This window comes from Mesorhizobium montanum (assembly GCF_033977145.1).
Taxonomy (GTDB): Bacteria; Pseudomonadota; Alphaproteobacteria; order Rhizobiales; family Rhizobiaceae; genus Mesorhizobium; species Mesorhizobium montanum.
The window spans coordinates 17,251-38,745 of record NZ_JAVIJF010000029.1 but is presented as its reverse complement, the minus strand read 5'-3'; the positions used below and the strand labels follow the sequence as shown (position 1 = coordinate 38,745).

The 21,495-nt window shown below is 63.5% G+C and carries 18 protein-coding genes; 5 read left to right on the top strand and 13 right to left on the bottom strand.

Annotated elements, in window-relative coordinates:
• Positions 1-55 precede the first annotated feature (55 nt).
• The 5 genes from RFM68_RS29880 to hutI all read right to left on the bottom strand — a co-directional run bounded on the left by RFM68_RS29880 (position 56) and on the right by hutI (position 6,147).
• Positions 56-643 (bottom strand): HutD/Ves family protein, encoded by a 588-nt coding sequence (locus RFM68_RS29880; RefSeq protein ID WP_320236567.1) that lies wholly within the window; start codon positions 641-643, stop codon positions 56-58.
• Between the two features lie 4 nt (positions 644-647).
• Entirely contained in the window at positions 648-2,318 is a 1,671-nt protein-coding gene (hutU, locus tag RFM68_RS29875) for a urocanate hydratase (protein WP_502572770.1), read from the bottom strand.
• Between the two features lie 28 nt (positions 2,319-2,346).
• Positions 2,347-3,165 (bottom strand): N-formylglutamate deformylase, encoded by an 819-nt coding sequence (gene hutG, locus RFM68_RS29870; protein WP_320236565.1) that lies wholly within the window; start codon positions 3,163-3,165, stop codon positions 2,347-2,349.
• Positions 3,166-3,385: 220 nt separating this feature from the next.
• Positions 3,386-4,921 (bottom strand): histidine ammonia-lyase, encoded by a 1,536-nt coding sequence (gene hutH / locus RFM68_RS29865; protein ID WP_320236564.1) that lies wholly within the window; start codon positions 4,919-4,921, stop codon positions 3,386-3,388.
• A complete protein-coding gene (gene hutI, locus RFM68_RS29860) occupies positions 4,918-6,147 on the bottom strand; it encodes an imidazolonepropionase (RefSeq protein WP_320236563.1) in 1,230 nt (409 codons plus the stop codon). Before hutI ends, hutH begins: the two co-directional genes overlap by 4 nt.
• 97 nt (positions 6,148-6,244) lie before the next feature.
• Between hutI and RFM68_RS29855 the strand changes: the two genes are divergently transcribed.
• Both RFM68_RS29855 and hutC read left to right on the top strand, forming a co-directional pair.
• On the top strand, positions 6,245-7,600 hold the full coding sequence (locus RFM68_RS29855; RefSeq protein WP_320236562.1) for a formimidoylglutamate deiminase: 1,356 nt from the start codon (positions 6,245-6,247) through the stop codon (positions 7,598-7,600).
• Between the two features lie 13 nt (positions 7,601-7,613).
• Positions 7,614-8,360, top strand: coding sequence for a histidine utilization transcriptional repressor HutC (gene hutC, locus RFM68_RS29850; RefSeq protein WP_320236561.1), 747 nt, complete (start codon positions 7,614-7,616; stop codon positions 8,358-8,360).
• 43 nt (positions 8,361-8,403) lie between these two features.
• Here hutC and parC read toward each other — a convergent pair whose 3' ends face one another.
• Complete coding sequence (parC, locus tag RFM68_RS29845) at positions 8,404-10,659, bottom strand: DNA topoisomerase IV subunit A (protein WP_320236560.1); 2,256 nt, start codon at positions 10,657-10,659, stop codon at positions 8,404-8,406.
• A gap of 42 nt (positions 10,660-10,701) precedes the next feature.
• On the opposite strand from parC, the gene RFM68_RS29840 reads away from it, so the two are divergent.
• Positions 10,702-11,076 (top strand): hypothetical protein, encoded by a 375-nt coding sequence (locus tag RFM68_RS29840; RefSeq protein WP_320236559.1) that lies wholly within the window; start codon positions 10,702-10,704, stop codon positions 11,074-11,076.
• A complete protein-coding gene (locus RFM68_RS29835) occupies positions 11,073-12,263 on the top strand; it encodes an aq_1923 C-terminal domain (RefSeq protein WP_320236558.1) in 1,191 nt (396 codons plus the stop codon). Before RFM68_RS29840 ends, RFM68_RS29835 begins: the two co-directional genes overlap by 4 nt.
• A 183-nt stretch (positions 12,264-12,446) precedes the next feature.
• On the opposite strand, the gene RFM68_RS29830 is transcribed toward RFM68_RS29835, so the two are convergent.
• Positions 12,447-13,487 (bottom strand): glutamine synthetase beta-grasp domain-containing protein, encoded by a 1,041-nt coding sequence (locus tag RFM68_RS29830; protein WP_320236557.1) that lies wholly within the window; start codon positions 13,485-13,487, stop codon positions 12,447-12,449.
• A 313-nt stretch (positions 13,488-13,800) separates the two neighbouring features.
• Between RFM68_RS29830 and RFM68_RS29825 the strand changes: the two genes are divergently transcribed.
• The gene (locus tag RFM68_RS29825) at positions 13,801-13,995 is read left to right on the top strand and encodes a DUF2735 domain-containing protein (protein ID WP_320236556.1); all 195 of its coding nucleotides are present in this window, start codon (positions 13,801-13,803) and stop codon (positions 13,993-13,995) included.
• 78 nt (positions 13,996-14,073) lie between these two features.
• On the opposite strand, the gene RFM68_RS29820 is transcribed toward RFM68_RS29825, so the two are convergent.
• From RFM68_RS29820 to RFM68_RS29795, 6 genes are all read right to left on the bottom strand, one after another.
• Positions 14,074-15,963, bottom strand: a complete 1,890-nt coding sequence (locus tag RFM68_RS29820; protein ID WP_320236555.1) for an MFS transporter — start codon at positions 15,961-15,963, stop codon at positions 14,074-14,076.
• Positions 15,964-16,149: 186 nt separating this feature from the next.
• Positions 16,150-16,941, bottom strand: a complete 792-nt coding sequence (locus RFM68_RS29815; RefSeq protein WP_320236554.1) for an ATP12 family chaperone protein — start codon at positions 16,939-16,941, stop codon at positions 16,150-16,152.
• A 10-nt stretch (positions 16,942-16,951) separates the two neighbouring features.
• Positions 16,952-17,827 (bottom strand): DMT family transporter, encoded by an 876-nt coding sequence (locus RFM68_RS29810; RefSeq protein WP_430694975.1) that lies wholly within the window; start codon positions 17,825-17,827, stop codon positions 16,952-16,954.
• Between the two features lie 44 nt (positions 17,828-17,871).
• Positions 17,872-18,852, bottom strand: a complete 981-nt coding sequence (locus RFM68_RS29805; RefSeq protein ID WP_320236552.1) for an RluA family pseudouridine synthase — start codon at positions 18,850-18,852, stop codon at positions 17,872-17,874.
• Between the two features lie 253 nt (positions 18,853-19,105).
• Positions 19,106-19,930: an aspartyl/asparaginyl beta-hydroxylase domain-containing protein gene (locus RFM68_RS29800; RefSeq protein ID WP_320236551.1), complete on the bottom strand. Its 825-nt coding sequence runs from the start codon at positions 19,928-19,930 to the stop codon at positions 19,106-19,108.
• 245 nt (positions 19,931-20,175) lie between these two features.
• Entirely contained in the window at positions 20,176-21,486 is a 1,311-nt protein-coding gene (locus tag RFM68_RS29795) for a replication-associated recombination protein A (protein ID WP_320236550.1), read from the bottom strand.
• Positions 21,487-21,495 lie beyond the last annotated feature (9 nt).

Here is a 21,495-nt window from a genome sequence, read left to right as displayed (position 1 = left end):
TGCAAGGGGCCGGGCGATAATTCGCCTGCACCGCGATCATGTTTGGCAACAGCCGTTAATGGTTGCCGACGACCCGGAGGAGGTCGATCACGAAAAGCAGGCCCTGCCCCTTGGGCTGAAGCCGCAATTCCGGGCTGTCACGGTCGAGGATCAGCGTGTCGAGCGGTCCGAGGTTCGACGAATCGTGCGTGAAGAGTGTGACGCCGTCGTCGACGGCAAGAACGAGCGTCGTGTCGGCGTTCGGCTTAAGGCGAATCTCGCCGGAGAGCGGCCGGCGCTCGACCTTATGCATCATGCGGCCGCGGCGGGTCATTACGTTGAGATCGGTGATCGGACCATTGATAAGCGCGGCACTGGTCGGTACGTCGCCCGGAAAGGCGAGCGGCGCCGAAGCCGCGGTCAGCCGCGCCGCCGGCTGGCCGGCGATGTCGAGCATGATCCCCTCGCCTTCCAGCACCGACAACGTGCGGTCGATGCCGGCGAAACTGGAGAATGGCCCGCTGGTCTCGACGCGGGCCATCGAGATGCGCCAGTCGAAATCGTCGAGCCCGGCGCCGTCCGGCGAGACAGCGATTTCAGTGGTCGTGCCGCCGCCATTCTTCCACGGCATGACCCGGTAGCCGGCGGCACGGAGGATCTGCATCTTTTTAACCCAGGATGCCCGGCAGGTTGAGCTGGTGCTCTTTCGCGCAGTCGATTGCGATGTCGTAACCGGCATCGGCATGGCGCATGACGCCGGTTGCCGGGTCGTTCCACAACACGCGCTCCAGGCGCCTGGCAGCATCAACCGTACCGTCGGCGACGATCACCATGCCTGCATGTTGTGAGAAGCCCATGCCGACGCCGCCGCCATGGTGCAGCGACACCCAGGTGGCGCCCGACGCCGTATTGAGCAGCGCGTTGAGCAGCGGCCAGTCGGAAATGGCGTCGGAGCCATCCTTCATCGCTTCGGTCTCGCGGTTCGGCGAGGCGACCGAGCCGGAATCGAGATGGTCGCGACCGATGACGACGGGCGCCTTGAGCTCGCCCTTGGCCACCATCTCGTTGAAGGCGAGGCCGAGCCGGTGGCGGTCGCCGAGGCCGACCCAGCAGATGCGCGCCGGCAGGCCCTGGAACGAGATGCGCTCGCGCGCCATGTCGAGCCAGTTGTGCAGATGCGTGTTGCCAGGAGTGAGTTCGCGCACCTTGGCGTCGGTCTTGTAGATATCTTCCGGATCGCCCGAGAGCGCCGCCCAGCGGAACGGCCCGATGCCGCGGCAGAACAATGGCCGGATATAGGCCGGCACGAAACCCGGGAAGGCGAAGGCGTTCTCGAAGCCCTCGTCCTTGGCGACCTGGCGGATGTTGTTGCCGTAGTCGAGCGTCGGCACGCCGGCGTTCCAGAACGCCACCATCGCCTCGACATGCTCGCGCATCGAAGCGCGGGCGGCCTTCTCGACGGCCTTCGGATCCGATGTGCGCTTCTCGCGCCATTCGGCCATCGTCCAGCCCTTGGGCAGATAGCCGTTGATCGGGTCATGCGCCGAGGTCTGGTCGGTGACCATGTCGGGACGGATGCCGCGCCTGAACATTTCCGGCACGATCTCGGCCGCGTTGCCGAGCAGGCCGACCGACTTCGCCTCGCCGGCCTTGGTCCAGCGCTCAATCATTTCCATCGCCTCGTCGAGCGTCCCGGCCTTCTCGTCGAGATAGCGGGTGCGCAGGCGAAAATCGATCGAGTCCGGGTTGCATTCGACGGCAAGGCAGGAAGCGCCGGCCATGACGGCGGCCAGAGGCTGGGCGCCGCCCATGCCGCCGAGGCCGCCGGTCAGGATCCACTTGCCCTTGAGGTTGCCGTTGTAGTGCTGGCGGCCGGCCTCCACGAACGTCTCGTAGGTGCCCTGCACGATGCCTTGCGTGCCGATATAGATCCAGGAGCCGGCCGTCATCTGGCCGTACATCATCAGGCCCTTCCTATCGAGCTCGTTGAATTTCTCCCAGGTCGCCCAGTGCGGCACGATGTTGGAGTTGGCGATGAGCACGCGCGGGGCATTGGCGTGGGTTTTGAAAACGCCGACCGGCTTGCCGGACTGTACCAGCAGCGTTTCGTCCTCGCCGAGCGTCTTCAGCGAAGCGACGATGCGGTCGAAATCATTCCAGGTGCGCGCCGCCCGGCCGATGCCGCCATAGACAACGAGCTCGTTCGGGTTCTCGGCGACCTCCGGATCGAGGTTATTCATCAGCATGCGCAGCGGCGCCTCGGTCGTCCAATAGCGGGCGTTGAGCTTGTCGCCACGGGGGGCGCGCACTTCACGAATGTTGTGGCGGGGATCGTTCATCATTGTCCCTTTCGAGTAAGGCGGCGCGTCAGCGCCCGGCCCATTCAATGGCGGTTTCGAGGATGGTTTTCAGCGTGGCGCGGATCGGCGCGGCATAGGTCGCGTCATAAGGCACCGGCCAGTTCCCGGGCGAACCCTTCTCGGCCGGCTCGCGCATGTAGCCGCGGTTGGAGATCTCCATCTGCAGCGCGTGGACGCCGTTCTGGGGCTGGCCGAAGCTGCGGGTGATCCAACCGCCCTTGAAACGGCCGTTGACCACCCAGGTCTCGCCGGTCGCGCCAAGAATGGCGGCCACCTTTTGCTGCAGCACCGGATCGGTGCTCTTGCCTTCATTGGTGCCTAGATTGAAGACCGGCAGCGTGCCTTCGAACAGCCGCGGCAGCACCGAACGGATCGAATGGCAATCGTAGAGAACAATGTTCTCGTGCATGCCGCGCAGCCGGTCGATCTCGGCCCGCAAGGCAGCATGGTAAGGCACGAAATAGGTCTCGCGGCGCTGGTCAATTTCGGCCGGCGTCGGCTCGTCGCCCATGCGATAGAGCGGATCGCCGTCGAACGTGTCGGTCGGGCAAAGGGTGGTCGTCGCTTGGCCGGGATAGAGCGAGACGCCCGACGGGTCGCGATTGACGTCGATGACGGTGCGCGAAATGGCGGTGTGCACGATAGTCGCGCCAAGCTCGGTGGCGAAATCATAAAGCTTGTCGATCCACCAGTCGCAGTCGCGGCGCCCGAGCCAAGTCGAGACCAGCCGGCTGTCGAGGCCGGCAAGGTCGATGCCGGTGTGCGGGATCGAGACCAGCAGCGGCGCGGTGCCTTGGGTGATGGTGAGCCAGTTCGGCGAGGTCATGAGAGACCTGCCTGCGCTGGAGCTCTAAGGCGCCCCCCTCTGCCCTGCCGGGCATCTCCCCCTCTTGGGGGGAGATTGGCCGTCGCGGCGGCTTTCGCCAATCGCCAGCGTTGCAGGAAGAACGGTGCCAGAGAAGCTGCTGATCTCCCCCCTTGAGGGGGAGATGTCCGGCAGGACAGAGGGGGACGCGACAGAACTCGACCTGTGGCGATTGGCGTTCTCACCACGCGATCCCCGGGAGCTTCACCGCACCCGCCGCCTTCACGGTGGCGCCGCTGCGGACCAGGGCGATCGCCTTTTCCATGTCGGGATGGAAATGCCGGTCGTTGTCGAGATGCGGCACCTCGGCCCGGACCAGCTTACGCACCGCTTCCAGCGCTTCGCTCGAAGCGAGCGGCGCGTGGAAATCGCAACCCTGGGCGGCCGCCAGCAACTCGATGCCAATGACCGCTGTCGCGTTCTCGATCATGCCGAGCAACCGGCGCGCGCCGTGTGCGGCCATCGAGACATGGTCTTCCTGATTGGCCGAGGTAGGGATCGAATCGACGCTCGCCGGATAGGCCTTCTGCTTGTTTTCCGAAACAAGGGCGGCCGCCGTCACCTGCGGGATCATGAAGCCGGAGTTCAGACCCGGCTTCGGCGTCAGAAAGGCCGGCATGCCGGACAGCGCCGGATCGACCAGCATAGCGATGCGCCGCTCCGACAGCGAGCCGATCTCGCACACGGCAAGCGCGATCATGTCGGCGGCGAAGGCCACCGGCTCGGCGTGGAAATTGCCGCCCGATAGCGCGGTATCGTCCTCGGCGAAAATCAGCGGATTGTCGGTGACGCCATTGGCCTCGCTCTGAAGCGTGTCGGCGGCCTTGCGCAGCACGTCGAGTGCCGCGCCCATCACTTGCGGCTGGCAACGCAGGCAATATGGGTCCTGCACGCGCTCGTCGCCGACGCGGTGCGATTCACGGATGGCGCTGCCGGCCATCAGATTGCGCAGCGCGTCCGCCGTTTCGATCTGGCCGCGATGCTTGCGCAGCAGATGAATACGCGGATCGAAGGGCGCATCCGAGCCCTTGGCGGCGTCGGTCGACAGCGCGCCGGCGACCAGCGCCGACTGGTAAAGCGTCTCGGCCTCGAACAGGCCGGCGAGCGCGAAAGCGGTCGAGAACTGCGTGCCGTTGAGCATCGCCAGGCCTTCCTTGGCGCCGAGCGTCACCGGCTCCAGCCCGTGCGAAACGAAAGCCACCTTAGCCGGGAAGCGGCCATGCGGGGTAAAACATTCGCCGACGCCGATCATGACCGCCGTCATGTGCGAAAGCGGCGCAAGGTCGCCCGAAGCGCCGACCGAGCCTTGCGCCGGCACGACTGGAATAACGTCGTTGGCGAGCATCCCCTCCAGCAATTCGATGGTCCCGGCGCGCACGCCGGAGGCGCCCTGGGCAAGGCTGGCGAGCTTCAGCGCCATCATCAGCCGCACCACGGCGACGGGCATCGGCTCGCCGACGCCGGCGGCATGCGAGAGCACGATATTGCGCTGGAGCGTTTCGAGATCGTCAGCCGGAATGCGGACGCTGGCGAGCTTACCGAAGCCGGTGTTGATGCCATAGACCGGCTCGCCCTTGGCGACGATGCGGGCAACCGCTTCGGCGCTGGCCTTGATCTTCGGCCGGCAGGCATCGTCGAGCTTCAGCGCGGCTCCGCGATAGATGGCGCGCCAGTCGGCAAGCGTCGCGTTGCCGGGCGTCAGGGTAAGTTCCGTCATTGTCCTCTCCAGATGCGGGCATGGAGCGGGTTGAAGCCCATGCGATAAACGAGTTCAGCCGGGCGCTCGATGTCCCAGATGGCGAGATCGGCCGATTTACCGGCCTCCAGCGTTCCGGTCTTGTCGAGCAGGCCCAGCGCACGCGCGGCCTCGCGGGTGACGCCGGCAAGGCATTCGTCGACGGTCATGCCGAACAGCGTCGCGGCCATATTCATGGTGAGCAGCAGCGAGGTGAGCGGCGAGGTGCCGGGATTGCTGTCGGTGGCGACCGCCATCTTCACGCCGTGGCGGCGAAACAGGTCGACCGGCGGCTTCTTCGTCTCGCGGATGAAGTAGTAGGCGCCAGGCAGAATCGTCGCCACGGTGCCGGCCTTGGCCATCGCCGCGGCGCCCTCCTCGTCCGTATATTCGAGATGGTCGGCCGACAATGCGCCATAGCGAGCCGCAAGTGCGGCGCCATGCAGGTTGGAAAGCTGGTCGGCATGCAACTTCACCGGCAATCCAAGCGCCTTCGCTTTGTCGAAGACGCGCGCCATCTGTTCCGGCGAGAAGGCGATGCCCTCGCAGAAACCGTCGACGGCATCGGCGAGCTTTTCGGCGGCGACTTCCGGCAGGATGGTGCCGGCGACGAGATCGATGAAGGCATCCTTGTCGCCCTTGGCTTCTGGCGGCAGCGCATGGGCGGCCAGACAGGTAGTGCGGACGGTGACGGGGCGCTCATCGCCAAGACGGCGGGCGGCGCGCAGCGACTTCTTCTCATTGTCGGCATCGAGGCCGTAGCCTGACTTGACCTCGACGGTGGTGACACCTTCGGCCATCAGCGCATCGAGACGCGGCAGGGTCTGGGCGACGAGCTCGTCTTCGCTCGCGGCGCGCAGCGACTTGACCGAGGAGACGATGCCACCCCCTGCGCGCGCCACTTCTTCATAGGTGGCGCCGGCCAGCCGCATCTCGAACTCGTTGGCCCTGTTGCCGGCATAGACAAGATGAGTGTGGCAATCGATCAGGCCAGGCGTGACCCAGCGTCCCACGCAATCGACCGTCTCGGCGCCTTGCCCCGCCAAAGCCGGCATATCGGCCTCAGGACCGGCATAGACGATGAGCCCGTCACGCGATGCGACCGCGCCTTTGTCGACGATGCCGAGACCGGTCGCGCCATCGGCCATGGTCGCCAGGCGTGCATTGCGCCAGACCCGAAGGCCGCTCTTCCCGTTTGCTCCACCCATCATTTTTTCCATTTGAAAGGATGGCGATTATGTATATACATATTGAGACGCGACGCAAGTGATATCGTCGCTCACGCATCGGGATTTGGAGGGCCAAGTGACGGCGATCTTTGCGGAACAGGCGCTGCTGCCCGGGGGCTGGCAAGGCAATGTGAGGATCGCTTTCGACGGCGACCGCATCTCCGCGGTGAAGGCCGGCGCGTCCGCGCAGGCCGGCGACGAACGCCATGGCATTGTCCTGCCCGGCATGCCCAATCTGCACAGCCACGCCTTCCAGCGCGGTATGGCGGGGCTGGCCGAACTGCGCGGTCCTTCGTCCGACAGTTTTTGGAGCTGGCGCGAGGTGATGTACCGCTTCGCGCTGTCGATGACGCCAGACCAGGTCGAGGCGGTCGCGGCGCAGCTTTATGTCGAAATGCTGGAAGCCGGCTTCTCGCGCGTCGGCGAGTTCCACTATCTGCATCACGACCGCGACGGGCAGCCCTATGCCAATATCGCCGAGATGGCGGAGCGGATCGCCGCGGCCGCCGCCGACACCGGCATCGGCCTGACGCTGCTGCCGGTTTTCTATGCCCATTCGTCCTTCGGCGGCGCCGCGCCGAGTGAAGGCCAGCGGCGATTCGTCAATGATGTCGACCGCTTCGGGCGCCTACTTGAAAAGTGTCGCGAAGGCGTTCGTTCGCTGGGGCAGCCTGTCGTCGGCGTCGCGCCGCATAGCCTGCGCGCCGCGACGCCGGACGAGCTTAATGCCGTCGCGGCGATGGCGCCGAACGGGCCGATCCATATCCATGTCGCCGAACAAATGAAGGAAGTCGAAGACTGTATCGCCTGGTCGGGCAAACGTCCGGTCGAGTTCCTGCTCTCGAACGCCGCGGTGGACAAAAGCTGGTGCCTAATCCACGCCACGCATATGACCGAGGCCGAAACCATCGGCATGGCAAAGAGCGGCGCGATCGCCGGGCTCTGCCCGATCACCGAGGCCAATCTCGGCGACGGCACCTTCGCGGCCCCGCTGTTCGTCGAGCATGGCGGCCGCTTCGGGGTCGGCTCCGATTCGAATGTGCTGATCGGCCTGCCGGACGAGCTTCGGCAGCTCGAATATTCGCAGCGCCTAGCCCACCGCGCCCGCAACGTGCTGGCCCGCGCCGGCGGCTCTACTGGATGCGCGCTGTTTGACGCTTCGCTCGACGGCGGCAGCCAGGCGCTCGGCTCCGGACCGTCGCAAATTGCCGCCGGCGGTCCAGCCGATTTCGTTTCGCTCGACCAAAACCATCCATCGCTGGCCGGCAAGGCGGGCGACGCGATCCTCGATGCCTGGATTTTCGCCAATGGCAGCAAGGTCGATTGCGTCTGGGTGCATGGCAAGAAGCAGGTCAGCGGCGGCAGACATGCCAAGCGCGAGGCGATCGCCGAGAAGTTCCGCAAAGTCATGACCGCCTTGTCGCAAGACTGAACAGGATCATCCGATGAGCCTTGTCGAGGCAGATGATATCGAGGGCAGCGAGAGCATCTCGCTGCATCAGCGTATCCTGTCCGACATCCGCGAAAAGATCCTGTCAGGAGCCTGGGCGCCGGGACATCGCATTCCCTTCGAGCACGAGCTGACAGCTCACTATGGTTGCTCGCGCATGACGGTAAACAAGGCACTGTCGCAACTGGCCAAGGCGGGGTTGATCGAGCGCCGTCGCCGTTCGGGCAGCTTCGTGCGCCAGCCGCAGTCGCAGGCAGCCGTGCTGGAACTCCATGATATCAGGATCGAGGTCGAGGCGCTCGGCCTGCCCTATCGTTATGAGCGGCTGGAGCGCCTGAAGCGGCGCAGCGTTGCCGACGATCGGGCGCTGCTCGGTCTCTCCGCACCGGGTCCAGTGCTTGCGCTGGAAGGCCTGCATTTTGCCGGCGAACGGCCGTTCGCGCTCGAGCAACGGCTGATCAACCTTTCAGCGGTGCCCGAGGCTGCCGAGGAGGAATTCCTGGAAATCGCCCCCGGCCCGTGGCTGATCGGCCGCGTACCTTGGAGCGAAGCCGAGCACCGCATCCGTGCCATGGCCGCCGACGATACCATCGCCGATACGCTCGATATCGATCCCGGCGCGCCCTGCCTGGTGGTCGAGCGCCGCACCTGGAGCGCCGAGCACCCGGTGACGCATGTGCGCATCATCTACCCGGCGGAGAGCCACACGCTGGTGGCGCGGTTTACGCCTTCGCAGGGATAGCGCCTCTTGACCGTCCCCCTGTGGAGAGATCAGCAGCTTCTGCCTACCCGAACTTGCCGGTCCGTGGGAAACCCTTCGGCACCATGCGGCCGGTGGCCGCCCGCGCCCCGATCCACTCGGCCAGTTCCTCACGCGATTTGACGAAGGTGCGGTCGGCCGAATCCTGCCAGGAGAGCCCGGTCGCGAGCGTGAAAGCCTTCAGGTCCAGCACGCCGCCGTCCTTGTATTTCTGCAGGCGCACGCCCTTGCCGCGCGCCATTTCCGGGATTTCGGCAAGCGGGAAGACAAGCATCTTGCGGTTCTCGCCGACGATGGCGAGATGGTCGCCCGAGACCGGAATGCAGCGCTTGGCCTCGTCCGGCGCCTTGACGTTCATCACCTGCTTGCCCTTGCGGGTGTTGGCGACGACCTCCTCCTCGGAGACGACAAAGCCGTTGGCGTCGTAGGACACGAGCAGCAGCTTGCGCTTCGGGTCGTGGACGAAGGCGGTGACGATGTCCTGGTCGTTTTCCATGTCGACGATGATGCGGATCGGCTCGCCGTGGCCGCGCCCGCCCGGCAGCCGGTCGGCGCCGATCGTGTAGAACTTGCCGCCGGTGGTGAAGACCAGTATCTTGTCCGTGGTCTGGGCATGGAAGGCAAGCTTCAGGCTGTCGCCCTCCTTGAAGGTGAGCTGCGAATGGTCGGTCAGGTGGCCCTTCATGGCGCGCAGCCAGCCCTTTTCCGACACCACCACGGTGACCGGTTCACGCTCGATCATCGCATGCGCGATGTCGGTCAGGTCATGCTCGGGCGCATCGGCGAACTGGGTGCGGCGCTTGCCGAGCTCGGTCTCAGGACCGAACTGGTCGCGAACCTTGGTGACTTCCCAGCGGATCGTCGACCATTGCTTGGCGTCGGACGCCAGCAGGGCTTCGATCTGCTTCTTCTCCTCGGTAAGACCGTCATATTCCTTGCGGATCTCGATCTCTTCAAGCTTGCGCAAAGCGCGCAGGCGCATGTTGAGAATGGCTTCGGCCTGGTTGTCGGTGAGCGACCAGCGGGCCATCATCATCTGCTTGGGCTCATCCTCCTCGCGGATGATCCTGATCACCTCGTCGATGTTGAGATAGGCGATCAGGTAGCCGGCGAGGATTTCGAGCCGCTTCTCGATCTCGCCGAGACGGTATTTCGAGCGGCGGATCAGCACGTCGCGGCGGTGGTCGAGCCATTCCTTCAGCACGCCTTTCAGCGACAGGACGTTCGGCACCTTGCCGCGCGACAGAACGTTCATGTTGAGCGGGAAGCGGCTTTCGAGCTCGGTGAGCTTGAACAGCGATTCCATCAGCAGTCCGGGATCGACGGTACGGCTTTTCGGCACCAGCACGACGCGGATGTCCTCGGCGCTCTCGTCGCGGACGTCTTCGAGCAGCGGCAGCTTGCGCGCCATCAAAAGCTCGGCAATCTTCTCGATCAGCCTGGCCTTCTGCACGCCGTAAGGGATCTCGGTGATGACGATGCTCCAGGTGCCCCTGCCCTGGTCTTCCTGTCCCCATTTCGAGCGTACGCGGAAACCGCCGCGGCCCGTCTCATAGGCTTCGAGGATCGAGGCGCGGCTGTCGACGATGATGCCGCCGGTCGGGAAATCCGGCCCCTGGACGAAATCCATCAGCTTCGCCACCGGCGCTTCCGGATGCTCGATCAGATGAAGCGCTGCGTCGCAAAGCTCGGCGGCGTTGTGCGGCGGGATGGACGTGGCCATGCCGACCGCGATGCCGGAGGAGCCGTTGGCGAGCAGGTTCGGGAAGGCGCCGGGGAGAACGGACGGCTCCTCGTCCTCTTCATTGTAGGTCGGCCGGAAGTCGACCGCGTCCTCGGTGATGCCGGCAAGCAGTTCGCTCGCCACCTCGGTCATGCGCGCTTCGGTGTAGCGCATGGCGGCAGCGTTATCGCCGTCGATGTTGCCGAAATTGCCCTGTCCGTCGACCAGCGGGTAGCGCATCGAGAAGTCCTGCGCGAGGCGCACCAAGGCGTCGTAGATCGACTGGTCGCCATGCGGGTGGAACTTGCCCATCACGTCGCCGACGATGCGGGCGCATTTGGCAAAGCCCTGGTCGGGGTTCAGCCGCAACAGCCGCATGGCATGCATGATGCGGCGATGGACCGGCTTCAGTCCGTCGCGCACATCCGGCAGTGCCCGGTGCATGATGGTCGACAGCGCGTAAGCGAGATAACGCCTTTCGAGCGCTTCTTTCAGATCGACCGGTTCGATTTTGTCGCCGCCGCCATTGTCATCGGGCGGCAAAAGCCTTTTTCCCATGGATTTGGACTAGCCGAGCGGGTGATTCGCGGCAAGCGCTGCGTGAACACCGGCGCATTCGTCGCGGCCGCAACCGGCCGTGTGAAGGATTTCACGGAAGCGGCGGGATCGCGGCTGCAATTTGCCGCCCGATCTGCAACAGGCTTGGGGCGGCATCATGACGCCGGCCAACATCAATCCGTTACGCGCGGCCTCTATCTGGCTTGCAACGCGCTGGCGGAGGGAAGCCGCGGTCTTCATGACAAATTCACCGCATCGGGCAATGGCTGCCGACCGGCGTTTGCTTTTCATCGCCATTTTCGACAAATGTGCCGGGATATGCCTTTTTCCCGTCCCGTTCGTCACGGAATGGTGATGGAGCAGCAGGTTTCAAAACAATTTTCATCAGAGCAAATCAGGACAGGGAACTCGCCATGACAATCCAACGCTCAACGCTCAAGAAGCTGGCCTTTTCGACCTTTCTGCTGACGCTGCCGCTCAACGCGGCCTTCGCCGCCGATCCGGCGGTGGCCGAGCGTATCAAGGCAGCCCTTGCCGCCCAGGGCGTCGACATTTCCTGGACCGGCGTCTCCGGCGACGATTCGAATGCCGTGCTGCAGGGTGTCTCCATCAAGCCGGCGGCCGACAAGGAAGCGCTGCCGATCGGCGACGTGAAGCTGGAAGGGGTCACCGAAGCCAATGGCGGCTACGAGATCGCCACCGTCTCGACCTCGCCTTTCGAACACAGCAAGGACGGCGTGACGCTCAACCTCAGCCCGGTGGTCATCCATGACATGAAGGTTCCGGCCGAAGCCAGCACCGACCCGCTCGGTTCGCTGATGATGTACAAGTCGGCAGAGCTCTCCAACATGACGGTCAAGGTCGGCGACAAGACGGCCTTCGCGATGGACGGGCTTGCCGTCCAGATCACCCCGCCGGCCGACGGCAAGGCGATGGACTTCACCGCCAACACCGAAAAGTTCACCGCCGACCTGTCGCTGGTCGACGACCCCAAGTCGAAGGAAGCGATCGAGGCGCTCGGCTACCAGAACATTTCTGGCAACATCGACATGGCAGGCACCTGGCAGCCGAGCGACGGCAAGATGGAGTTGTCGAAATATGATATCTCGGTCGAGAATGCCGGCACGCTCGGCATGACCTTTGACCTCGGCGGCTACACGGTCGACTTCATCAAGTCGATGCAGGCCATGCAGAAGCAACTCGCCTCGCAGCCGGAAGGCGCCGACAAATCGGCGCAGGGCATGGCCATGCTCGGCCTGATGCAGCAGCTTTCGTTCAACGGCGCCTCGGTGCGCTTCGAGGACGATTCGCTCACCGGCAAGGTGCTGGACTATGTCGGCAAGCAGCAGGGCATGTCGGGTAAGGACGTCGCCAATCAGGCCAAGGCGATCGTGCCGTTCGGCATGGCTCAGCTCAACAATCCCGAATTGACGGCGGAAGTCTCGTCGGCCGTCAACACCTTCCTCGACGATCCGAAGAGCCTGGAAATCTCGGCAGAGCCGCCGTCGTCGGTGCCGTTCGCGCTGATCATGGCCGGCGCCATGTCCAACCCGCTCGACCTGCCCAAGACGCTCGGCGTCAAGGTCAAGGCGAACCAGGACTGATCGAGCGAAACATCGCCGCATCAAACTGAAACTGAAAGGGCTGGCCCCTGCGCAATGCAGGGCCCAGCCCTTAAATCCACCAGCTCGATGAACCGCCCAACTTTACGGGATCAGTTCAGAGACGCCTGAGTTTTCCGCGATCGAAGCTCATTCAGGCGCTGGCGAGGCCTGAACGTCGAGGAATCAGGCGGCAGCCGAAACCTTCGCGCCGGTCGCGACCTCAGAGATCGTCTTCAGCACCTGCGAGGCGATCTGGTAGGGGTCGCCCTGCGAGTTCGGGCGGCGGTCTTCCAGGTAGCCCTTGTAGTCGTTCTTGACGAAGGAGTGTGGCACGCGGATCGAAGCGCCGCGGTCGGCGACGCCGTAGGAGAACTTGTTCCACGGCGCGGTCTCGTGCTTGCCGGTCAGGCGCTTGTCGTTATCCGGGCCGTAGACGGCGATGTGGTCCATCAGGTTCTTGTCGAATTGAGCCATCAGCGCTTCGAAATAGGCCTTGCCGCCGACGTCGCGCATGTAGCTCGTCGAGAAGTTGCAATGCATGCCCGAGCCATTCCAGTCGGTGTCGCCGAGCGGCTTGCAATGGAACTCGATGTCGATGCCATATTTTTCGGTCAGGCGCAGCAACAGGTAACGCGCCATCCACATCTGGTCGGCGGCCTTCTTGGAGCCCTTGCCGAAAATCTGGAATTCCCACTGGCCCTTCGCAACTTCGGCATTGATGCCTTCGTGGTTGATGCCGGCGGCGAGGCAGAGGTCGAGGTGCTCCTCGACGATCTGGCGCGCGACGTCGCCGACATTCTTGTAGCCGACGCCGGTGTAGTACGGGCCCTGCGGCGCCGGGTAGCCGCTCTCGGGGAAGCCGAGCGGACGGCCGTCCTTGTAGAAGAAATATTCCTGCTCGAAGCCGAACCAGGCACCTTCGTCGTCGAGGATGGTGGCGCGGCTGTTCGTTGCATGCGGGGTGACGCCGTCGGGCATCATGACTTCGCACATGACCAGAGCGCCGTCGGTGCGGGCCGGGTCCGGGTAAAGCGCAACCGGCTTCAGCACGCAGTCGGAGCTGCGGCCCTCGGCCTGGTTGGTGGAGGAACCATCGAAGCCCCACAGCGGCAACTGCTCGAGCGTCGGGAACTCGGCAAACTCCTTGATCTGGGTCTTGCCGCGCAGATTGGGGGTCGGGGTGTAGCCGTCGAGCCAGATATACTCGAGCTTGTACTTGGTCATTCCAGTGCCTCTCGTTGCTAGGACACCGCAAGTGGGCGGCATCAACGCATGGCCGGACCGAGCCGGCCTGCCGATGGTTAAAAAGCAAGTCGTATGCCACTCGGCTCTTGCGGGGTGCGGCAAAATGGTCAGGGCAAGGCGTTGATTTTGCTGAGCCGCCTCAGCAGTGCGTCCGGATCGCTCAGGCGCCGATGTTGCTCAAATAATAAGCATAAAATGATCTTTCCGTAGGCATATTGCCTAAAGGAATCGCAGGACCTATCTTGATGAAAAGGTGAATCGGTACGCTCCTGAAAAGACAAGGGGACCGGCAATGCAAGTCACGCCATCGCGTCCGTCGGCAAAAATCCTGATGTTCCCGCTTGCAGCACGCAAGTCTGCCTCAAATTTAGGCGCCAAGGCCAAATTCGCGGCAGAACTTGCAGCGCTTCGCGGTGAGCACGCGGATTTCGACGGCTGGTACCACGAGGCGGCGATCGAGGAAGAGAACCGGCAGCGCAAGAGCTGACCGCTTCTTCCAGTTCAGCACGAAAAAGCCCGGCGTGATCGCTCACGCCGGGCTTTTCGTTTGCAGAAGATCGATCGGCTACTGCTTAGCGTGCAAGTCGGTACCGAGCGTATCTTTGACGAAGATCATGCCGATGACGAGCGACATTGCCGCAATGATCACCGGGTACCAGAGGCCATAATAGATATCGCCTTTATAGGCGCTGAGCGCGAACACCGTCGCCGGCAGCAGGCCGCCGAACCAGCCGTTGCCGATGTGGTAGGGCAGCGACATGCCGGTGTAGCGGATGCGGGTCGGGAACATCTCGACCAGGATCGCCGCGATCGGCCCGTAGACCATGGTCACGAACAGCACCAGGATGAAGAGGATGCCGATCGTCAACGGCCAGTTGACGGCTGCCGGGTCGGCTACCATGGCGAAGGGGCCACCGCCCGGGATGTTGTAGACGGTGACTTCCGGCGCGCCGGCAGCCTCATCCTTGGTCAGCAACTTGTCGGTGACCGCCTTGTCGGCCGGAACCGTTGTCTTCTCGCCGCCGCGGATGGTTGCGGCATCGAGCTTCAGTTCCGGATTGGCCGCGATGAAGGCGTCGAGTTTCTGGTCCGGAACCTTGATCGCCGCGCGCTTGAGCGGATACCCGCCGTCCCGCAGCGACATGTTCACGGCCTTGACGAAGACCGCATCCTTGGCCTTGGCCTGGTCGCCGGCGGCGACGGCGTCATAGGAGTCGACCGTCTCATTGCCGATCTTAACCGTGGCCGCAGTGCCAGGTGCCGCCGTCGTGACGACATCGTAAGGCACCGAGTTCTTGGTCAGGAACGAAGTTGCTATGTCGCAGGATGTCGTGAACTTCGCCGTGCCGACCGGATTGAACTGGAACTTGCAGTCGCCGGGTGCGGCCGTCACCGTCGCGCGGGTGTTCTGCTGGGCGGTGGCCAAAGCCGGATTGGCGGCCCAGGTCAGCGCCTTGAACAGCGGGAAGGTGCAGACGATGCCGAGCGCGAGGCCCGCCATGATGATCGGCTTGCGGCCGATCTTGTCGGACAGCCAGCCGAACACGACGAAGAAGATAGAGCCGACCGCCAACGCAATGGCGATCATGATGTTGACCGACTGTGCGTCGACCTTGAGCACGTTCGTAAGGAAGAACAGCGCGTAGAACTGGCCGTTGTACCAGATCACAGCCTGGCCTGCGGTGAGGCCGAGCAGCGCCAGCAGCGCGATCTTGGCGTTCTTCCACTGACCGAAGGCTTCCGTCAGAGGCGCCTTGGAACCCTTGCCCTCGTCCTTCATGCGTTGGAAGGTCGGCGATTCCGCGAGCGACAACCGGATCCAGATCGAAACGGCAAGCAGCAGGAAGGAGACGATGAAGGGAATGCGCCAGCCCCAGGCAGCATAGGTCTCCTTGCTGAGCGATCCCTGGACGATCAGGATGACGATCAGCGACAGGAACAGGCCGAGCGTCGCCGTCGTCTGGATCCAGGATGTGTAGAAGCCGCGACGGTCATCGGGCGCGTGCTCGGCGACATAGGTCGCGGCACCGCCATATTCGCCGCCGAGTGCCAGGCCCTGCAGCATGCGCAGCCCGATCAGGATTATCGGAGCCAGAATGCCCAATGTTGCGTAGCCAGGCAGCAAGCCGACCAGGAAGGTCGACAGGCCCATGATCGTCATGGTGACGAGGAAGGTGTATTTGCGGCCGACGAGATCGCCGATGCGGCCGAAAAGCAGCGCGCCGAACGGGCGGACGAGGAAGCCGGCGGCAAAGGCGAGCAGCGCGAAAATGTTACGCGTCGCCTCCGGGATCGTCGGGCTGAAAAACGTCGTGCCGATGAAGGCGGCAAGCGAGCCGTAGAGATAGAAATCGTACCATTCGAAAACGGTGCCGAGCGAAGAGGCGAAGATGACTTTCTTCTCCTCCCGCGTCATGCCGCGGCTGGTCCCGCCGGCGGTCGAAGCCATTGCCATTTGAATTATCCTCTCGTGAGATCCCGTCTGTCCTCGAAGGCTGCGTGTCACTGTTCGCGCTCCTCCGAACCCGGACTCAAAAACGCAGCCAACGAAGGAAAAAATGACAGAAAGGGCGGGCGAAAGGCACCGCGACGATGGGATTATGACTTTGGTATTAGGTGCACTGCGAAAGCGGCGCGATGCTCAGCCCTGCAGCGCCTCGAGCAGGCTGACCGCGGCCATCATGTCGCGCCTGCGGGCCGAGCGGCGAGCCTCGGCCTCGGCATCCTGGCCCCAATGCTCGATCTGCCAGTCTTCGTCGACATGGCCGGCGGCCCACGCTTCCTCGCCGTCGAGTTCGCCGAAATCGACGGCAAGTGCCAGCAGCGCCGAACCGGTCAGCGCGGTCATGACATGGATCGCAGCAAGCCGCATCGGCTCGGAACGCTGGCCAAGATGCGCGCCGAGAACGGCGATCGCCTCGCGCGGTTGCTCGACATGGATGACGCCTTCGGCAAGATTGAAGCGCGCGCCGAGGCGACTGCGTGCCCAGTCCAGCACAGGATCCCAAAGCTCGTTCTGGCGATCGACCAGGCCCTGCGGGCCGTCGGCGCGGTAGCAGAGCAGATCGGACGAGGCGAAGCGCAGGACATCTTCCAGAACCGCCTGCGGGTCGGAGGCGACGCCGTCGATGGCGGTGTTGACGAGGCGCATGACAGGCATGGTCACGGGATCGATGACCTCGCTTTGCGCGCTGAATTCATCGGCCACCAGCGTTGCAGCTTTTTCGGTCGGCAGCACCATCACGGCCTTGCCCGGCGTGCGCACCGATCTGCCGTCGAGATGCACCGCAAAGCCATTTTCCATAGGGACAACCGAGACGGCTTTGTAGAAGCGCTTCGGCAGCGGCGTCTTCATCTGGATCTGGGCGCGGCGGACGGGATCGGGATCGGAAAGCAGTTTTCCGGCTTCGAGGTCTTCGAGGATGTCGCGCATGTCGAACTCCTTACGCTGTAGGCGGTCTGCGCGCCGGCCGGTTGACGATGATAAGACCGGCGGCGATCAGTCCCAGCGCCACAAAAATCCGGATCGTCGGTGGCTCGCCCAAAATCACCGCGCCGCACAGAACGCCGAACACCGGCGACAGGAAGGCGAAGCTCGACAAGCCGGCCGCCGGATAGCGCGTCAGCAGCCAGAACCACAACACATAGGTGAAGGCGACGATATAGAAAGACTGGAACAGCAGCGCCGCCGTCGGCAAGGCGGCAACCGCGCGGATCGGCGGACCCGCGAACGGCATCACCAGGACACCGACAATGGCGGCGCCGGCCAACTGATAGAGCAACAGTTTCTCGGCGCTGGTCTCCACCAGCTTCGACCGCTTGATGACGATGCTGGTCGTCGCCCACAGGATGCCTGAACCGAGGCTGAGCAGATCGCCTGTCAGCGTTGCATCGTTTCCACCGACGATGCCGTCGGAAAAGACCGCTACCAGACCGCAGAAGGCGAGCATGAGCCCGGCCAGCTTGCGGGCGTTGATGCGTTCGCCAAGCAGGAAATGGCCGCCGATCAGGACCCAGAACGGCATGATGTTGACCAGGAGCGTGTTGCGGGCAACGGTCGTGTATTCCAGCCCGATATAGAGGCACAGGAACTCGACACCGAACAGCACGCCGACGACGATGCCGGCGCCAAGCGTCGCGTCCGCTTCGAACAGTTTGATGCCGCGCAGTCGGCACCAGCCGAGCACGCAGAGCCCGCCGAGAACCGAACGCGCGATCGAGACGAAGACAGGGTCGTAACCGGCATAGGAGATCTTGGCGGCGACGTAGTTCAGCCCCCAGGAGAAGGTCAACCCGACCATGATGATCGCCGCCGCCATGTCGACCGCATCGCGGCGATCCAATGCGGGCGCAACAACCAACGTCAGTCCTCCGCGCTCTGATCGTCGAAGCCGATCAGGTTCCAGCTCTGGCGCATATGCGGCGGCATCGGCGCGGTGACATCGATGACGCCCTGGTCCGGATGTGGGATGACGATGCGGCGTGCGTGCAGATGCAGGCGGTTTTGAATGCCGCCCGGAAAATCCCAGTTGGTGTCGGCCTCGAAATATTTCGGGTCGCCGATGATCGGGCAGCCGATATAGGCGGCATGAACGCGAAGCTGGTGGGTTCGGCCGGTATAGGGCTCCATCTCCAACCAGGTCATCGTCTGCGCCGCCTGCTCGATGATGCGGTAGTAGGACACGGCATGGTCGGCGCCCTTCTCGCCATGCGCGGCCACGCGCACGCGGTCGCCATCCTCAGTCGGTTCCTTGATCAGCCAGGTCGAGATCTTGTCCTCGCGCTTCGGCGGCACGCCTTTGACCAGTGCCCAATAGGTCTTCTTTGTCTCGCGCGCCCTGAACGCTTCGGACAATTTCATGGCGGCAAGGCGGGTGCGGGCAACGACCAGCACCCCGGACGTATCGCGGTCGAGGCGATGCACCAGGCGCGGCTTCTCGCCCTTCTTGTTACGCCAGGCCTCCAGCATGTCGTCGACATTGCGGGTGACGCCTGAGCCGCCCTGCACCGCCAAGCCGGCCGGCTTGTTGAAGACGAAGACCTTCGGGTCCTCATGCAAGAGCATCTTGGCCAGCACATCGGCATCGTCCTGGTTGCGGATCGAATGGCCGGTGAGCGGTGCGTCGCCCTTCTTGTCGACGTCGAGCGGCGGGATGCGCACGGTCTGGCCGGGCTCGACGCGCGTGTCAGCCTTTACCCGGCCGCCATCGAGCCGGACCTGGCCCGAGCGCAACAGCTTTTGGAGATGGCCGAAGCCGAGGCCCGGGAAATGGACCTTGAACCAGCGATCGAGCCGCATGCCCGCCTCGCTGGCCTCCACCGTGATCTGTTCAACACCTGCCATGATTATGCTTTCCGTTTGAAAGCGGCGCCATAGCACTAAAGCGGGTCGCGATGAAACGGATTCAGGCGACGCGCTTTAAGTCTTTGTTTTGATGCATGTCGTTGTCCCAAAACCGCTGCGCACTTTTGGGCGACATGCATTAAGGCGAACAGGTTGCGAGCCAAAGACCCAACAAAGCGCGACGCTTACCCCAAAACGTCGCGGTGTTTGATCAAGGACACCAGCCGAACCAGGACGACAGCCCGATGCCAAATCAGTTGGCGGCCTTCGGCTTGGACGATCCAATCATCTTCCAGTTCTTGTAGAAGATGGAATTGATGCGCTCGACGCTGACCGAGACAATGGCGAGAAGGCCGGCGATCAGGCCCGGGAAAGGAGACGGGCGAATGATGTCGACGAAGACGCAATAGCGGCGGCCGTCATACTCGTTGACCGAGCGGTGGAACAGCGTGTCGTCGAAGATGAAGAGGGGATTGTCGTACCAGTAGTTCTTCTTGCTGCCGCACTGGACGAAGATCTCCGCCTTCACCGGAATCAGATTGTACAGAAGGCGCAGGCTGAGCCGCAGCGGACCGAAATGCCAGGACGTGGATTCGCCCTTGCTGAAAACCGATACCGCGATCGTCTTGATGTATTTGTAGTCCTTGTTGAATTCCGGAACGTTGTCGATCTTGTGCTTGCCGTACCACTGGTAGACATACATACCGCGCCGGCCGGCGCCGAAATTGGCATCGATATCGGCGATGATCTCATCCTTGCGCGCGTTGAAGACGCCCAGGACCTCGTTGATCTCACGCTGATAGTCCTCAGGAAACTGCTCGGGCTTCCAGACGCCGGGGTTGCGGTAGCAGAGTAGGTCGACGATCAGGTTGAACGGCGACAGCAGCCAGGTGAACAGGCCATTGCCGAGGAAGTAGCGCTCGAACAGATTGCGGTCCTTCCGGTCGTTGCGCATGACATCGATCAGGCCACAGACGACGAAGATCGCGGTTATGATCGGGATGAAGTAGAAGCCGAGCGCGAGAACCACGACCGCGATGGCAGCCTTCCGGAGCGTCTTGACGGTTTGCTTTGTCATTGTTTTCCGCACCGGAGCGCGGTCCTGTTCACGTGAGCCAATTAACGGCGCTACCCCCGCCAGGCGTGCGCCTTGATAGGATTTTTTGTTTCCCTGCACAATGCCACCACGAGGATCGAGTGGCCGGTCAGCACTAATATTTGGAGTATGACACTCCACTTCAGCTTAATACACGGCCGGTAAGCCAAGTTCGTCGCACCGGCGTGGCTTCGCGAGGAAGCGTACCGACCACTCGGCCGCGCAACTCAGCCGTTCCGTTCGCCGCGCAGTTTTGCCCAATATTCCAGCCGCTTGCGGACCTCGCGCTCGAAGCCACGTTCCGGCGGATCATAGAAAGTGCGCCGGCCCATCTTGTCCGGAAAATAGTCCTGGCCTGAAAACGCGTCCGGCTCGTCATGGTCATAGCGATAGCCGGCGCCGTAATCCTCCTGCTTCATCAGCTTGGTCGGTGCATTGAGGATGTGCTTGGGCGGCAGCAGCGAGCCGAATTCCTTGGCAGCCGCGGTCGCGGCCTTGAAGGCATTGTAGACAGCATTCGATTTCGGCGCCGTGGCGAGGTAGACGGCGGCCTGGGCAAAGGCGAGCTCGCCCTCGGGAGAGCCGAGATAGTCATAGGCGTCCTTGGCGGCATTGGCGATCACCAGCGCCTGAGGATCGGCGAGCCCGATATCCTCCACCGCCATTCGCACCAGCCTGCGGCCGAGATAGAGCGGATCCTCGCCGGCATCGAACATGCGTGCGAGGTAATAGAGGGCGGCATCCGGATCGGAACCGCGCACCGATTTATGCAGCGCCGAGATCAGATTGTAGTGGCCGTCCTGGCCCTTGTCGTAGATCGGCGCGCGGCGCTGGATGACGCGCTGCAGGCCTTCCGGGCCGAACACTTCGCTTTTTTTGGCGGCGCGCCAGACTTCCTCGGCCAGAGTGAGCGCGGCGCGGCCGTCGCCGTCCGCCATGCGGACGAGCATCGCGCGCGCTTCTTCATCGAGCGGCAGCGCCTTGCCCTCGGTTTCTTCCGCCCGGGCCAGAAGCTTGGCGATGCTTTCTTCGCCCAACGAACGGAACACCAGCACACGCGCGCGTGACAAAAGCGCGGCGTTCAGCTCGAAGGACGGGTTCTCCGTGGTGGCGCCGACCAGCACCACCGTGCCGTCCTCCATGACGGGAAGAAAGCCGTCCTGCTGGGCGCGGTTGAAGCGATGGATCTCGTCGACGAAGAGCAGCGTCTGGCGGCCGTTGGCGCGCCTCAGCCTGGCCGCCTCGAAGACTTTCTTGAGGTCGGCGACGCCGGAGAACACGGCAGATATCTGCTCGAAGGCGAGATTGGTCTCGCCGGCAAGCAGCCGCGCCACCGTCGTCTTGCCGGTGCCGGGCGGCCCCCAGAAGATCATCGAGCCGAGCGAGCCGGAATCGATCAGCCTCGTCAGCGCGCCGTCGGGGCCGGTCAGATGCTCCTGGCCCACGACCTCGCCGAGGTTCTTCGGGCGCAGCCGATCGGCAAGCGGCCGGCCAGGCGGCGCCTTTTCCGGTTCATCTGCGCTGAAGAGATCCGCCATGCATGTCTT

Bases quoted from the DNA above. Each gene is read 5' to 3' on its own strand.
- RFM68_RS29880 (WP_320236567.1), bottom strand. From the start codon at position 643: ATGCAGATCCTCCGTGCCGCCGGCTACCGGGTCATGCCGTGGAAGAAT.
- hutU (WP_502572770.1), bottom strand. From the start codon at position 2,318: ATGAACGATCCCCGCCACAACATTCGTGAAGTGCGCGCCCCCCGTGGC.
- hutG (WP_320236565.1), bottom strand. From the start codon at position 3,165: ATGACCTCGCCGAACTGGCTCACCATCACCCAAGGCACCGCGCCGCTG.
- hutH (WP_320236564.1), bottom strand. From the start codon at position 4,921: ATGACGGAACTTACCCTGACGCCCGGCAACGCGACGCTTGCCGACTGG.
- hutI (WP_320236563.1), bottom strand. From the start codon at position 6,147: ATGGGTGGAGCAAACGGGAAGAGCGGCCTTCGGGTCTGGCGCAATGCA.
- hutC (WP_320236561.1), top strand. From the start codon at position 7,614: ATGAGCCTTGTCGAGGCAGATGATATCGAGGGCAGCGAGAGCATCTCG.
- parC (WP_320236560.1), bottom strand. From the start codon at position 10,659: ATGGGAAAAAGGCTTTTGCCGCCCGATGACAATGGCGGCGGCGACAAA.
- RFM68_RS29835 (WP_320236558.1), top strand. From the start codon at position 11,073: ATGACAATCCAACGCTCAACGCTCAAGAAGCTGGCCTTTTCGACCTTT.
- RFM68_RS29830 (WP_320236557.1), bottom strand. From the start codon at position 13,487: ATGACCAAGTACAAGCTCGAGTATATCTGGCTCGACGGCTACACCCCG.
- RFM68_RS29825 (WP_320236556.1), top strand. From the start codon at position 13,801: ATGCAAGTCACGCCATCGCGTCCGTCGGCAAAAATCCTGATGTTCCCG.
- RFM68_RS29820 (WP_320236555.1), bottom strand. From the start codon at position 15,963: ATGGCAATGGCTTCGACCGCCGGCGGGACCAGCCGCGGCATGACGCGG.
- RFM68_RS29815 (WP_320236554.1), bottom strand. From the start codon at position 16,941: ATGCGCGACATCCTCGAAGACCTCGAAGCCGGAAAACTGCTTTCCGAT.
- RFM68_RS29810 (WP_430694975.1), bottom strand. From the start codon at position 17,827: ATGGCGGCGGCGATCATCATGGTCGGGTTGACCTTCTCCTGGGGGCTG.
- RFM68_RS29805 (WP_320236552.1), bottom strand. From the start codon at position 18,852: ATGGCAGGTGTTGAACAGATCACGGTGGAGGCCAGCGAGGCGGGCATG.
- RFM68_RS29800 (WP_320236551.1), bottom strand. From the start codon at position 19,930: ATGACAAAGCAAACCGTCAAGACGCTCCGGAAGGCTGCCATCGCGGTC.
- RFM68_RS29795 (WP_320236550.1), bottom strand. From the start codon at position 21,486: ATGGCGGATCTCTTCAGCGCAGATGAACCGGAAAAGGCGCCGCCTGGC.